Raw genomic sequence first — 13,373 nt, forward strand, 5'->3', positions numbered from 1 at the left:
AGGAGGCCATCATGCGCAAGCTACTCGCCGCCGCCTTCGCCCTTGCGGTTCTGGGCACCGCCGCCGGCACCGCCATGGCCGCCACCCCGGCCCCGCCCGACGCCTACCTGTACATCGGCTGGCCCAACAACGGCCAGGTGGTATCAAGCGGCAAGCCGATCCGCGTCTGGTTCGGCCTGCGCAACATGGGCGTGGCGCCGAAGGGCGTGAAATTCCCGAACACCGGCCACCATCACCTGCTGATCGACACCGATGCGCCCGGTCCGGGCGTCGCCATCCCGAGCGACCGCCAGCACCTGCACTTCGGCACCGGGGAGACCGAAACCACGATCGAACTCCCACCCGGCAAGCACACGCTGCAGCTGGTGATGGGCGACGACCAGCACATGACTTTCGAGCCCTCGGTGCAGTCCAAAAAGATCACCATCACGGTGAAGTGAGTGCTCAAGCGCGCCCTGAAATGCGCCTGGCCGCGAACTGCGGCGCGCCGCCGCTGTCTTATCAATTCGGCCGACGCGGGCGTTCGGGGGAGCGCGCATGACTACACAAGCAGCACCTGACCAGGCGGGAGGCGGCGTCAGCGCCTATCTCGAGCTGCTCGGCAACCGGGCGGCCAAGCCGCAGCTTTTTCCACTGCACGACGAAATCGTGATCGGCCGTGACCGCCAGGATGCACTGCCCTCCGACCAGTTCGTCTGCATCCCGCAGCACACCATCAGCCGCCGCCATGTGCGCCTGCGCCGCCGCGGCGCGGCCTGGTCGGTCGAAGACCTGCACTCCTCGAACGGCACCTTCGTCAACGGCGAGCGCCTGCTGCCCGGTTCCTGGCGCGAGCTGGGCGACGGCGACGAGCTGGCCCTGGCCTCGACCCAGCTGGTATTCCGCTCGCTGGTCGCGCCGAGCGCCGCCAGCATGCCGACCGTGATCCGGAAGAGCGTCGACGCCACCCAGTATGCGCCCACGACCCTGCCGGCGACTATGAGCGTGTCGGCCGCGCACGACGCCACCCGCGGCGAGCTCGAACAGTCGGTATTGAAACTGCACGCCATGGCCCAGGTCAGCATCGCCCTGGGCGTCGTCACCGACCGCGAGACGCTCAGCGAGAAGATCATGAACTTCATCTTCGACCTGTTTCCGCTGGCCGAGCGCGCCTTCATCCTGCTGCGCCAGAGCGAACGCGACCCGCCGGTGCCGGTGGCCGCGCGGCGCCGCAACGGCACTGTCGAAGACCCGAGCCAGGCCAGGCTGTCGCACACCATCGTCGACGAAGTGATGAACAAGAAGCATGCGATCCTGTCGAGCGACACCCTATCCGACCGCCATTTCGCCTCGCAGGATTCGATCGTGTCCCAGGCCATCCGCAGCGCCATGTGCGCGCCGCTGATCGTCGGCAACGAGGTGCTGGGGCTGATCCAGGTCGACAGTTCCTCCGACCCGCACGCCTTCCAGGAGGCGGACCTCGAACTGCTGACCGGGGTGTGCGCCGAAACCGCGGTCGCCCTGAAGAACTTCCAGCTGTACACCGACATCGAGCGCCTGCTCGACGGCTTCGTGCGCGCTTCGGTGCAGGCGATCGAGGAACGCGATCCGGTCACCGCCGGCCATTCGTTCCGGGTCGCCACCTATGCCGAGTCGCTGGCCGTCGCTCTCGACCGCGCCGCCGACCCCCAGTTGCGCCGGATCACTTTCAGCAAGGAGCAGCTGCGCGAAATCCGTTACGCCGCGCTGCTGCACGATTTCGGCAAGGTGGGCGTGCGCGAGCACGTGCTGCGCAAGGAGAAGAAGCTGCACCATGCCGACATGCGCCTGCTCGAGCAGCGTTTCCGCTACGCGCGCGCCTGCATGGAGCGGCACGCCTTCCGCGGCCTGGCGCAGCGCCATATCGAGGAAGGCTGGAGCGCGGCCAGGTTCCGCAGCGAGAAGGAAGGGATCGAGGTGCAGCTGCTGGATGAGACCGGGCGGCTGGACGCCTTCCTGGCCACGATCCGCAGCGCCAACGAGCCGGCGGTCAAGCGCGGCAGCCCGCTGCCCGACCTGCGCGACATCGTCCACTACGCCTGCCACGACCCGGACGGCCTGCCCTTGCCCCTGCTCGAGGAGCACGAGGTGGCGGCGCTGAGCCTGCCCAAGGGCTGCCTGACCGCCGACGAGCGGCGCCAGATCGAGGAGCACGTGGTCGATTCCTACTCCTTCCTGGTCCTGATTCCATGGACGCGCGATTTGAGCGGGGTGCCGGCGATCGCCCACGGCCACCACGAAAAACTGGACGGCTCCGGCTATCCGATGGGTTTGAAAGGGCCGCAGATCAGCGTCCAGACCCGGATCCTGACCATCTGCGACATCTACGACGCGCTGACAGCCGGCGACCGGCCGTACAAGAAAGCGGTGCCGGTGGAACTGGCGCTGGATATCATGCGCGAAGAATGCGATGCCGGGCATATCGACGGCAATCTGTTCCAGGTCTTCGTCGACGCCCAGGCGTGGATCGCATCATGAAGCGCATCCTGGCCATGATCGCCGTCCTGTTGCTGAGCGCCTGCGCGGATGTGAGCATGCGGCCCTACCAGCGCCCGGACACGCCTTCCAAGGCGGCGTGGTCGAATTCGGCGGACGTGCCGATTTCCCGCACGGACCTGATCGTGCCCGACTGGTGGCGCGGCTTCGGCGACCCCACCCTCGACCAGCTGGTCAGCCGCGCGATCGCCGGCAACGTCGATTTGTCCGTGCTGGCGGCGAGGATAGGCGTGGCCAACGCCCAGATCGGCGAAGCGCGCGCCGGCGCCCTGCCGACCCTGGATGCCGGTGCGGGAGCGAGTTTCGAGAAGAGCACCGGGCAGAAGTTCACCAAGCAGTTCAACCTGGCGACCCAGACCAACTGGGACATCGACATCTGGGGCAAGGTCGAAAAGGGCGTGCAGGCGCAAAAGGCCGAGTTTTCCGCCACCGAAGCCGACTGGCGCGCAGCTTACCTGACCCTGGTGTCGGACGTCTCGACGACCTATTTCCAGATCCTGCAGTTCGACGAGCAGATCGAGCAGCAGCAGAAGACGCTGGAAAAGAACCGGCAGATCCTCGCCACTTACGGGGCGATGGAGCAGAACGGCCTGATCCCCCACACGCGCGTGCTGCAGCAGTCGGCCGAGGTCAACCGCCTGAGCACGGACCTGATCGAGCTGCGCCGCCTGCGCGCGCTGGCCGGCAATGCCCTGGCCACCCTGCTCGGCGTGCCGGCCGGCGAGTACCGGATGCCCACCGGGCGCCTGCAGGAGCGGGTCAAGGTGCCGGAGGTGCCGGGCGGCCTGCCCTCGCAGTTGCTCAAGCGCCGGCCCGACATCGTCGCCGCCGAGTACCGGGTGCTGGAAGCCTACAATCTCACCGGGCAGGCCAAGCTGGCCCAGCTGCCCTCGATCAGCCTGACCGGGCGCGGCGGCACCTCCAGCTTTGCGCTGGGCTCCCTGCTCAAGTCGTTTACGTTTGGCCTGCTCCCCAGCATCAACTTCCCCATCCTCGACCCCGGCGTGAAGGCGCGCGTAAAAACCAGCGAGGCGCAAACCAAAGTCGCCGAGCAGCAGTACCGCAGCACCGTGATGGCCGCCTTCGAGGACGTCGAAAACGCGCTGGTCAACCTCGAGGCGCACAAGAAGCAGAGAAACGAGCTGCAGCAGCAGGTCGACCAGCTGCAACTTGTCGCTACTACCACCGATGCGCAACGCAAGGAGGGCGTGGTGTCGCAGCTGGAAGTGTTCGAGACCGAGCGCTCGCTGCTGGCCGCCCAGCTGGCGCTGCTGGCCAACCGGCAGCAGATCCTGTCCGACACCGTCACGCTGTACAAGGCCCTGGGTGGCGGCTGGCCCCCGACCGAGGTGCGCGATGTGGCGGGCAAATGATGGCGTCTGAGGAAGCCGTGGCCGCGACCATGCAGGGGAGCAGGCAGGCACCGGCAGCCCAGCGCGTCGCCATCGTGCTCGAAGCGCTGACCCATCCCGAGCTGGGGCCGCTCGCCATCGACGACGGCGTGTTCGCCATCGGCCGCACCGAGCAGCCCTTCGCCGGCTATCCGCCCGAGGTCGTGGGCGAGCTGTCGCGCCGCCATGCGCGTATCTTCATGGAAAACGGCGATGCCTGGCTGGCCGACCTGGACAGCAAGAACGGCACCACCGTCAACGGCACGCCGGTACGCCAGGCCGCCGTGCGCCTGCACGAGGGCGACGAAGTCGATTTCGCCCGGGTGCTGGCCTACCGCGTGCGCCTGCAGGCCGCCGCCGCATCGGCGTCAACGCCGCCCGCGCGGCTGGCCAGCCTCAGCCTGACCCCGGAACGCGCCGAGCTGGGGCTCGAGACCATCGTCGTCAGCAGTTTTCCTTTCCTGATCAGCAAGGTCGACGACACCTTCGCCCGCTACCGCGACAAGGAACCGCACCAGGTCGGCTATTTGTCGCGCCGTCATGCCCACATCTTCATCAAGGGCGGCCTGCCCTGGATCGAGGACCTGGGCAGCACCAACGGCACTTTCATCGGCGCGGCCCGGCTCGACGAGCATGCGCACGCGCTCGAGGATGGCGACGTGGTGGCCTTCGGCGGCCACCACTTCGTGTACCGCGTCGGCCTGCAGTGGGAAGCGCCCCCCGAGCAGGCGCCCGAACCCACCGTCACCCGTTTCAGGTCGGCCGCTGCCGCTCCGGCCGCCACGGAAGATGCCGACCACACCACCTTCGTTGATGCGGCCGGCTCCTTCCTCGACATCTTCTGCGTCGACCGCGCCGCCGCCCAGGAGGATGAAATCAATCCGGCGGAAGCGCCGCCTGCCGGCGCGGCGCAGCAGGCCAGTAAACAGCCACGCGGCAAAGTCGCCCTGATGGCGGCCGGCCTGCTCGACGCCCTGGGCGCGGCCGGCGAGGCCGACCAGGCCAGGCTGCGGCGCTGGATCATGGTCCTGAGCGGCTTGGTACTGGCCGCCGTGCTGGCCGTCCACCTGGCCGGCGCGCCCCAGCGCCGCCTGCAGGCCCTGCTCGACAGCGGTGAAGTCGTGGCCGCCAGCACCCTCGCCGCCGAGCGCCTGGCGCGCGATCCGGACAACGCCGAGCTGCGCGCCTTGGGCACCGAGGCGCTGCTGCGGGCCGAGCTGCCGCCCTGGATGGCGCAGGTGAAGGCGCGCCGTTTCGGGCCCGCCGCGCAGACGGTGGCGCGCATGCGGGGGCTGAGCCGGAACAATGCCGACGCCGCGCCGCTGGTGGCGGAGATCGCGTGGGTCGGCGAAGTCGAACAGTTCGTCGCCGCGCGCGGCGGCGCCGACGCGCCGGTGCGCAATCCGGCCGAGCAGGCGCGCATCCAGCGCATTCTGAGGCAATGGCAGGACGAGCAGCAGGCGCACCAGCGCGCGTCGGCGACCATCGCGGCCTATGTGCCGGCGTTCCGCGACACCTACGCGCAAGTGGCGAGCGACTTGCGCAAGCTGGCGCTGGCGGGAGGAAGCAATGGCAGCGATCAATAAAAAAGGGCTGCGGCCGCTGATCGGCGCGCTGGAAGACCACAGCGACGAGGGCATCGGCATCCTGACCGCCGAGCCCTGGCGCTACACGCGCCTGGCGATCCAGGTCATGGTGGGCCTGGTGCTGGCGGGCCTGGCCTGGTCCTTCTTCGGCCGCGCCGACGTGCTGGTCACCGCGCCCGGGACCCTGGTGCCGGCCTCCGAGGTGCGGCGCCTGTATGCGCCGATCGACGGCGAACTGGCGAACATCTACATCGCCGAAGGGCAGCCGGTGCTGAAGGGCGACGTGGTGGCGCGCCTGTACGCGCGCGGCGCGATCGAGGCCGCCCGCAACGCCCTGGAAGCGCGTTTGAAGCTCGAGGACGCCGAGCGCGAATGGAAGGAATTCCCGCAGAAGAAAGCGCTGCTGGACCAGCGCGTGGCGGCGCTCAAGGAGGCGATGGACACCGAGGAGAAACAGCACCAGCGGCGCCTGGCCGAGGGCACCGGCCAGCTCGTGCAGGGCCAGCGCGCGCAGAGCCAGGAAGCGCGCACCAACCTCGAGGATGCACGCCGCGCCGCCGCCGCCGCGCGCGACGAGGCCGCCAAGTACGCGCGCCTGTTCGCACTGCCGGGCGGCGGCGGGGTCTCGCAGCTGCAGGTGGAAGCCAAGAAGAACGCGCTGCAGGCCGCCGAGAACGCGGTGCGGGTGGCGGAATCGCGGGTCGGCGAACTGGGCGCGCGCCAGAGCCTGGAAACCACCCAGGCGCGCGCACAGCTGGAAACCAGCGGCCAGCAGCTGGCCAGCCTGCGCCTGCAGTACGAGGCGGCCACGCGCGAGGCCAGCAACGTCGAGGAAAAGCTCAGATTGCAGGTGCAGACCGCGCGCCTGGTGGCCGACGCCGCTTCGCGCATCCAGTTCGAGAACATCGACAAGGACAACTTCCTGCGCATCCTGGCGCCGGTGGATGGCGTGATCACCGAGGTGACCTCGACCCAGCCGGGCGACAAGATCCAAGCGAATACCCCGCTGGGCGGCATCGCACCGAAGAACACGCGGCCGATTCTGAAAATCGAGATCGCCGAGCAGGACCGCGCCTTCCTGCGCGAGGGGCAGCCGGTGCAATTGAAATTCAATGCTTTTCCCTACCAGCGCTACGGCATCATCGGCGGCACGTTGCAGACCATCTCGCCGGCCACCAAGGCTTCCGCGCAGACCAGGCAGCCGGTGTACGAAGGGCGGATCACGCTCGACCGCGACCACTACACGGTCGGCGACACCGCGTATCCGCTGCGCTACGGCATGACGGCGGCGGCCGAGATCGTGGTGCGCAAGCGGCGATTGATCGACATGGCGCTTGATCCGTTCAGGCAGGTCGGAGGCTGATGACGCGTTGCGGATGTATCACTACGGCAAGATTTTTCTGGCCGAGAGCGGAATGTTGTGCCAGACTCGTCGTCTCGTTTCACCCGTCCACCGCCAATGGATCTCAGCACAGAGCTCGACGACAGCACCTCCACCCCACAAGAACAGTTCAGGCACTACCGCCTGGGACGGCAGCTGGGCGCCGGCGGCTTTGGCGAAGTGCGCGAGGCCTGGGACGACACGCTGCAGCGGCGGGTGGCGATCAAGCGGCTCAAGGCCGCGGGCCTTCCGGGGCACCCGGGCAGCCTGCTGCAGGAGGCACGCCTGGCCGCCTCGCTGGAGCATCCGGCCTTCGTGAAAATCTATTCGATCGAGGAAGACGGCGGCGGCCATGCGATCGTGATGGAGCTGATTTCCGGCATCACCCTGCGCGAACTGATCGTTCGCGGCCCGATCGCCACCGAGCAGGTGTTCGACCTGGTCGCCCAGGCAGCGGCGGCGATGCAGGCGGCCCATGCGCGCGGCCTGGTCCACGGCGACCTGAAACCCTCGAATTTGATGGTCGACGAAGGCGGCACGCTGCGCATCCTCGACCTTGGCCTGGCCTTCCACGACGATCCGCAGGCGACCAGCTCGGTCATGGAACTCGACCAGCAGGGCACGATCGCCTACATGGCGCCCGAGTGCCTGCTGGGCAAGCCGCCCAGCCGCCTGTCCGACGTGTATGCGCTGGGGGTGATGTTCTACGAGATGGTCTGCGGAGAACGGCCGTTCGCGAACCTGTCCGGCCTGGCCCTGGCGGCGGCGCACATGCAAACGAATTCGGCCAGCTGGGTATTTCCGGCCTCGACGCCGGCCCCGCTCATCGAGCTGATCCGTTCGATGACGGCGCGCCAGCCCGAGCAGCGCCTTGCTGGGATGGAAGAAGCCGGCGCCGCCCTGGCTGGCTGCCGCGATGGCGCGCCGGCGGCAGTCTCTCGCCCTGCCGCCGAAACCGCACTGGCGCCGGCACCGAAGCTGGCGCCGGAAGCCGCGCCGCCGCACCTACCCATGCTGCTCCGCCTCCGGTCGCGCAAGCTCTGGCTGGGCGGCGTCCTGGTCCTGGCGCTGGGCGTGGGCGGCGCCATTGCGCTCGACCATGCGCGCACCGGAACCCCCGCCTTTTCGCGCGCGGCCACCATCGCCCGTGGCCTGCATGCGCTCGAAGCTTTCGACCAGAAAGAGCGTCTGGAAGCGGCGCGCGCCGATTTCGCGGCGCTGCTGGCCAGGGACCCGGACAATGCCGCCGCGGTGGCCGGCATGTCGCTGGTGGACAGTTTCCGCTACGCCGGCGATACCCAGGACGACACCTGGCTGAAGCGTGCCGATGCGGCTTCCCAGCAAGCCCTGCGGCTCGACCCGACGCTGGCCCTCAGCCACGTGGCCCGGGCCTGGGTGCTGAACAACCAGGGCCAGGCCGAGCAAGCGCTGGCGGCCGTGGAAAAGGCGCTCGGCCTGGAGCCGGACAATTATTTTGCGGCGCTCGGCAAGATCACTTTCCTGACCAGGCTGCGCCGCTACGACGAGGCCAGGGCCTGGGGCGAGGCCATGCTGCGCCGCCATCCGCGCCAGCGTGTCTTTGCCGACGCGCTCGGCGCGCTGCATCACCTGCAAGGCCGCTACAAGGAGGCCGAGCAGGCATTCCGCCTCAGCATTCAGCTGGAACCCGATGCCAGTAATGCCTATGCCAACCTGAACGAGGCGCTGCTGCGCCAGGACCGCAGCGAGGAAGCCCTGCAAGTGGTCCAGCAGGGCTTGCGGGTCCGGCCGAACGCCGTCCTGTACACCAACCTGGGCAATGCGCTGTTCCGGCGCGGCGATTACGTGGGCGCGGCCAGCGCCTTCGAGCGCGCGGTGACGCCGCCGGCGGGCAATCCGAACCGCTACCTGAACTGGGCCAACCTGGGCGATACCCTGCTGTGGATTCCAGGCCGCGAGACAGAGGCACGCAGTGCTTATGCCAAGGCCAGGGAACTGCTGGCGCCGCGGCTGGCACGCGCGCCGGGCAACGTGACCATGCTGTCGCGTATGGGCTTGTACGCGGCCCGCAGTGGCGACGCCGATGGCGCCATGCAGATGGCGGCCAAGGCGGTGGCGACGGCCCCGAAGAACGCGGACGTGCATTTCCGCGCCGCCCTGGCATACGAATTGCTGCATCACCGGGAGCTGGCGCTCGATGCGCTGGCCCAGGCGAAGCGGCTCGGCTATCCAGCCAGTGCCATCGAGGCCGAACCGGATTTCGTCGCCTTGCGCCGCGACGCGCGTTACCAATCCATTCAAACAAAGGGAATTCTGAAGTGACTCCGAATTGTTATTACCTGAATGTGAGTTTCGACATTTGCCAGGAAAGCGAAAGGCTGGACTGGACCTTCCTAGACGCGGAACACCAGCCGGTCAAGCCGGCAACCGGCCTGGAAACCGGCCAGTTCGTGTTCGACGACGGCGACGCCATGCGCCTGAACGTGGTGGCCAACAGCTACCAGGGACAGCTGAGCTCCGTGCACATCATCGATTGCCACTTGATGCATCGTCCGGTCATGTTCTCGAAGCGCGGCAATCCAGGGCAGCTGGCCGGCACCTACCCCTATCCCTCGCCCTTCTTCAATCCGGCCACGATGGTCAACGGCCAGGGCGCCACCTTCAGCTTCGGCCAGGGCCAGGCCCTCGGCACGGCGGCGCAGATGAGCTGGGATTCCGACGCCGCGCTGATCATCCGTAACCGCGGACGCTGGGAGATCTCGTTCGTCATGACCGTGGCAATCGAAACGGCCAAAGGCCTCGAATACCGCGTATTCTCCTTCGATCCGGAAGGCCAGGTCACCACCGGCGCCACGCCACCGGACGATGATGGCGTCGCGACCTCAGCTTAACAGGCCGAGCCCGCGCAAATGACGCCGCAAGGCTTCTAGCGGCGTCAGCAGGAGAGCGGCGCAGCGTTCGACATCGCCGCCGCTTTTCTGCAGATTTTCCGCCAGTTCGTCCAGGACGATGTCCTCGGGGCGGCGGATCGCCGGATGGGCCTCGATCAGCTTGTACATCGAGGGCCGTGAAATACCGAGTTCGCCCGCCGCGCCCTGGATGCGCCAGCCATTGTTGTGCAGCGCCGCCAGGATCTCTTCTTCATCGACTTCGCCGAGCGCGCGCCGTTTTCCCGGCATGGCGGAAGCCGGCGTCGCCGGTGTGCCGCGCCGGACGTTTACGAGTGTCTCGAACACCGGCTCGTGCCCGGTCCGCATTTCCAGCAGGGCGCGTCCCAGCACATGCGCCAGCTGGCGCACATTGCCCGGCCAATCGTAGTTGGCGCAGGCGCTGGCGAAGGCGAAGGGCAGCGGCGCCGGCTGGGCGCCGTCCTCGCGTGCCTGTTCCAGGGAATGCAGCATCAGCACGCCGATATCCTCGCGCCGCGCGCGCAGGGCCGGCAAGGCGATCACGAAGCGCTCCAGCCTGCGCAGCAGGGCCTGGTTGAAGTCCTCCCCGCTCAGGTCCTGGTCGGTCGCGGCGATCACGCGGGCGCTGCTGTGCCGGTCGGTGTCGCCGCCGAGTGGCCGGTACTCGCCGCTTTCCAGCACCCGCAGCAGCATCGGCTGGACGCTGGCCGGCGTGTTGCCGATCTCGTCGAGGAAGAGGGTGGCGCCGTCGGCCTCGGCAAACAGGCCGGTGCGCGCCGACTGCGCCCCGGTATAGGCGCCGCGTGCGGCGCCGAACAGCTCGGCGGCCGCCAGGCCCTCGTTCAGTACCGCCATGTTCACGGCCACCAGCTGCGCCGCGGCGCGCCGGCCGAGGGCGTGGATGGCGCGCGCCGCGACTTCCTTGCCGGTGCCGGTTTCGCCCAGCAGCAGGACCGGCATGTCGGTAGCGGCCACGGCGCGGATCAGTTCCCGCACCTTGATCGCGCCGCTGCTCACGCCGAGCAGGCCCGGCACCTTGTTGTCGCGGGGCAGCCGGTCGGTCCAGTGAATGCACAGCAGGATCGCCCGTCCGAGTCCCAGCACCACGCCCTGCGCCAGCTGCGCGGCGTCGAGCACGACCGGCCGGTCGATCTCGGCGCCGTTGACTTCGACCGCCATGCGGCTTTCCGGCGGCGCCAGCGACAGCCTGCCATCCGCCTCGCGCGCGATCCGCAGCGGCAGGCGCGACACGCCGCCATGCCCGAGCCCGAGGCCGTCCTCGCCGGGATGGGCGAACAGGGGCAGGAAGCGGCTGAGCTCGATCACGCCACGCGCATCCGGTTCCAGGTACTGGGCGCCCACACGACCGGCGTCGGGATGCCAGAGCACGGTCAGCGCCAGGATAGGCGCACCGGGGCCGGCGGCGCCCGGCAGCGGCGAGGTCAGGGTGATGTCCGGATCGTGCATGCGGCTGTTGTCATGTCGAAGTGTAAAAAAGCAATGTAAAGCGCGGTCCTTGCCGTGTCAATTTACACATTGTACTTGCCGCAGCGCCGCAATTTCCCTACTGAAACACGTTGTCAGGCCTCTGGCATGCGTTTTGCAAACGGCTTGTCTCACGGGCGCCGGGCAGCGTCTATTACCGGGAGAACTTGATGGGATCGGCATGCAGCAACTTCGCTATCGGCAGCTACGGCGGCGATCTGCTGTTTTCCATCGACGCGCACATCCGGCGCGACCACCCGAGTGGCCAGTGCAAGCACTTCGCCAGCGCACGCACGATCCGCAGTCCCGGCCAGACCGGCCTGATCCACCTGGCGATGGTCGTCAATGACGGTCATGGGGACCACTTGTACCTGAGCCTGTCGAATCCGGCGCCGGAACTGGCCTTGCACGGCGCGCCAGTGTGGACGGCCTGCCCGTTCGACGGCGGCGTGCCGCAGGTGCGGCCGAACATCGCCGCAGTCCGGATCGGCGAAGCGAGCGACGCGACCTTCATCGTCGTCGACATGGCCGGCAATCCCGGCGCCGCTGCGCCGCTGAGCTCGCGCTACTACATCGATACCGGCCGGAACGGCACGCCGCGCTGGGTCGCGCACGATGCGCCGGGCCATCCCCAGGCGCAGGTCTACGCCGCCTGCCTCGGACGCAGCCGCGGCAGCTGGAATGTGGACGGCCTTTATTTGGCCAGCAAAGTGGGCGATACCCCGCAACTGCTGTATTCCCCGCTCTACAACCCCTTCATTCCTTCGCTGCCGACGCAGTCGCGGCGCCTCGCGTTGCCCGGGGAACTCGCCGCCGAGACGATCGCCGCCTGTCGCCATGCCGACAATACCACCGACCTGTTCGCCACGGCCCGGGGTGCACTGTATTTTTTTTCCGCGGCGAACCAGTTCGACGGCGCGCAAGCCATACAGCTGGTCGCCGATCCCTTGTTCGAGGACGTGCGCAAGCTGTACGCGTCCGCCGCGGACGGGCGCGTAAGCGTGTGGGGATGGAACGGGGCCGGCCAGGTCGTGAGCACCAGCGCCGACCAGGTGTACATGGCCGAGCCGGATCGCTGGAGCCGTCCGCGCATCGAGGAGATGCACGGAGGTGGTTTCTCATCGGCGGGACGTGCATAATAAGGTCCATGCAAGCACCCGCCCTGCCCGACAACGAAGCCGAACGCCTGGCCGCGCTGTACGCGCTGCTGATCCTCGATACCCCGCCCGAACAGCGCTTCGACAAGATCGTTGAATTCGCCTCTGCCGAATTCGACGTGCCGATCGCCCTGCTCACCCTGGTCGACCGCGAGCGCCAATGGTTCAAGGCCAGCACCGGCCTGGATGTCTGCGAGACCGGCCGCGATATCTCCTTTTGCGGTCACGCGATCCTGGCGCGCGACATCATGGTGGTGCCGGACGCGCTGCAAGACCCGCGCTTTGCCGACAACCCCCTCGTCGCCGGCGAGCCAGGCATCCGCTTCTATGCGGGCGCGCCGCTGATACTGCCGTCCGGCGCCGCGCTCGGCACCCTTTGCCTGATCGACCGCCGTCCGCGTACCCTGGATGCGATGGAACTCGGCATCCTGGCGACCCTGCGCGACCTGGCGGTGCTGGAGCTGGGCCGGGCCGAGGGAGAGGCCGATGACTGACCACGCCCTGCACATGCTGCTGGTGGAGCCGGAAACCCTGCTGCGCCGTACCGTCTCGCTGACGGCGCGCAGCCTGGGGTTGGGCATGGTGCATGAAGCGGCCAGCGTCGAGGCTGCGCGCCGCCTGCTGGGCCAGCGGCGCTTCGACGGCGCCGTGATCGCGGTAGAGTGCGTCGAAGGCGAGGGCGAGCGCCGCTACGACATGACCCTGGTCGAGCTGATCCGCCAGGGCCTGAGCCTCAGCGACGCCGACATGCCGATTGCCATCATGGCGGACCGGGCGACGACCGAACTGGTGAAGGAGCTGCAGGGCCGCGGCATCGGCCGCGTCATCCTGAAGCCTTTCCGGGCCAAGGTCCTGCTGGAAGCGATCGCCGATTTCTCGGGCCGGCAAGCGGCCTGAACGCCGCTTATTGACCTTTCACGATTTTCAGGATGCTGCTCGCGGTGAGCACATACAACTCGCCCTGCCCATCC

11 protein-coding genes are annotated in these 13,373 nt (G+C 68.2%); 10 read left to right on the forward strand and 1 reads right to left on the reverse strand.

The features are described from left to right. Positions 1 to 11 precede the first annotated feature (11 nt). From LQV39_RS11625 to LQV39_RS11655, 7 genes are all read left to right on the forward strand, one after another. Positions 12 to 440, forward strand: a complete 429-nt coding sequence (locus LQV39_RS11625; RefSeq protein WP_230025586.1) for a DUF4399 domain-containing protein — start codon at positions 12 to 14, stop codon at positions 438 to 440. A gap of 97 nt (positions 441 to 537) precedes the next feature. After that, positions 538 to 2,496, forward strand: a complete 1,959-nt coding sequence (locus tag LQV39_RS11630) for an HD domain-containing phosphohydrolase (protein ID WP_230025588.1) — start codon at positions 538 to 540, stop codon at positions 2,494 to 2,496. Continuing rightward, positions 2,493 to 3,887 carry an efflux transporter outer membrane subunit gene (locus tag LQV39_RS11635; RefSeq protein ID WP_230025590.1) on the forward strand — a complete coding sequence of 465 codons (1,395 nt, stop codon included), beginning with the start codon at positions 2,493 to 2,495 and terminating at the stop codon, positions 3,885 to 3,887. The genes LQV39_RS11630 and LQV39_RS11635 overlap by 4 nt, the downstream gene beginning before the upstream one ends. Then, a complete protein-coding gene (locus LQV39_RS11640) occupies positions 3,884 to 5,491 on the forward strand; it encodes an FHA domain-containing protein (RefSeq protein ID WP_230025592.1) in 1,608 nt (535 codons plus the stop codon). The genes LQV39_RS11635 and LQV39_RS11640 overlap by 4 nt, the downstream gene beginning before the upstream one ends. Next, complete coding sequence (locus LQV39_RS11645) at positions 5,475 to 6,854, forward strand: HlyD family efflux transporter periplasmic adaptor subunit (RefSeq protein ID WP_230025594.1); 1,380 nt, start codon at positions 5,475 to 5,477, stop codon at positions 6,852 to 6,854. Before LQV39_RS11640 ends, LQV39_RS11645 begins: the two co-directional genes overlap by 17 nt. 96 nt (positions 6,855 to 6,950) lie before the next feature. After that, positions 6,951 to 9,173, forward strand: a complete 2,223-nt coding sequence (locus tag LQV39_RS11650; RefSeq protein ID WP_230025596.1) for a serine/threonine-protein kinase — start codon at positions 6,951 to 6,953, stop codon at positions 9,171 to 9,173. A gap of 23 nt (positions 9,174 to 9,196) precedes the next feature. Next, the gene (locus tag LQV39_RS11655) at positions 9,197 to 9,742 is read left to right on the forward strand and encodes a hypothetical protein (RefSeq protein WP_230025598.1); all 546 of its coding nucleotides are present in this window, start codon (positions 9,197 to 9,199) and stop codon (positions 9,740 to 9,742) included. Here the strand turns inward: LQV39_RS11655 and LQV39_RS11660 are convergent. Next, positions 9,734 to 11,227: a sigma 54-interacting transcriptional regulator gene (locus LQV39_RS11660; RefSeq protein ID WP_230025600.1), complete on the reverse strand. Its 1,494-nt coding sequence runs from the start codon at positions 11,225 to 11,227 to the stop codon at positions 9,734 to 9,736. The two genes, LQV39_RS11655 and LQV39_RS11660, sit on opposite strands and share 9 nt — an antisense overlap. A 188-nt stretch (positions 11,228 to 11,415) precedes the next feature. Here LQV39_RS11660 and LQV39_RS11665 point away from each other — a divergent pair, with 188 nt between their 5' ends. The 3 genes from LQV39_RS11665 to LQV39_RS11675 are packed head-to-tail and all read left to right on the forward strand — an operon-like array spanning position 11,416 to position 13,299. Beyond that, positions 11,416 to 12,384, forward strand: coding sequence for a hypothetical protein (locus LQV39_RS11665; RefSeq protein WP_230025602.1), 969 nt, complete (start codon positions 11,416 to 11,418; stop codon positions 12,382 to 12,384). A gap of 8 nt (positions 12,385 to 12,392) precedes the next feature. Then, on the forward strand, positions 12,393 to 12,896 hold the full coding sequence (locus tag LQV39_RS11670; RefSeq protein ID WP_230025604.1) for a GAF domain-containing protein: 504 nt from the start codon (positions 12,393 to 12,395) through the stop codon (positions 12,894 to 12,896). Beyond that, complete coding sequence (locus tag LQV39_RS11675) at positions 12,889 to 13,299, forward strand: response regulator (RefSeq protein WP_230025606.1); 411 nt, start codon at positions 12,889 to 12,891, stop codon at positions 13,297 to 13,299. The genes LQV39_RS11670 and LQV39_RS11675 overlap by 8 nt, the downstream gene beginning before the upstream one ends. Positions 13,300 to 13,373 lie beyond the last annotated feature (74 nt).

The organism is Massilia sp. Bi118 (genome assembly GCF_918697865.1).
GTDB lineage: Bacteria > Pseudomonadota > Gammaproteobacteria > Burkholderiales > Burkholderiaceae_D > Telluria.

What these genes read in the sequence shown, in the direction of transcription:
- LQV39_RS11630 (WP_230025588.1), top strand. Translation starts at nt 538, where the DNA reads ATGACTACACAAGCAGCACCTGACCAGGCGGGAGGCGGCGTCAGCGCC.
- LQV39_RS11650 (WP_230025596.1), top strand. Translation starts at nt 6,951, where the DNA reads ATGGATCTCAGCACAGAGCTCGACGACAGCACCTCCACCCCACAAGAA.
- LQV39_RS11660 (WP_230025600.1), bottom strand. Translation starts at nt 11,227, where the DNA reads ATGCACGATCCGGACATCACCCTGACCTCGCCGCTGCCGGGCGCCGCC.
- LQV39_RS11645 (WP_230025594.1), top strand. Translation starts at nt 5,475, where the DNA reads ATGGCAGCGATCAATAAAAAAGGGCTGCGGCCGCTGATCGGCGCGCTG.
- LQV39_RS11635 (WP_230025590.1), top strand. Translation starts at nt 2,493, where the DNA reads ATGAAGCGCATCCTGGCCATGATCGCCGTCCTGTTGCTGAGCGCCTGC.
- LQV39_RS11640 (WP_230025592.1), top strand. Translation starts at nt 3,884, where the DNA reads ATGATGGCGTCTGAGGAAGCCGTGGCCGCGACCATGCAGGGGAGCAGG.
- LQV39_RS11665 (WP_230025602.1), top strand. Translation starts at nt 11,416, where the DNA reads ATGGGATCGGCATGCAGCAACTTCGCTATCGGCAGCTACGGCGGCGAT.
- LQV39_RS11670 (WP_230025604.1), top strand. Translation starts at nt 12,393, where the DNA reads ATGCAAGCACCCGCCCTGCCCGACAACGAAGCCGAACGCCTGGCCGCG.
- LQV39_RS11625 (WP_230025586.1), top strand. Translation starts at nt 12, where the DNA reads ATGCGCAAGCTACTCGCCGCCGCCTTCGCCCTTGCGGTTCTGGGCACC.
- LQV39_RS11675 (WP_230025606.1), top strand. Translation starts at nt 12,889, where the DNA reads ATGACTGACCACGCCCTGCACATGCTGCTGGTGGAGCCGGAAACCCTG.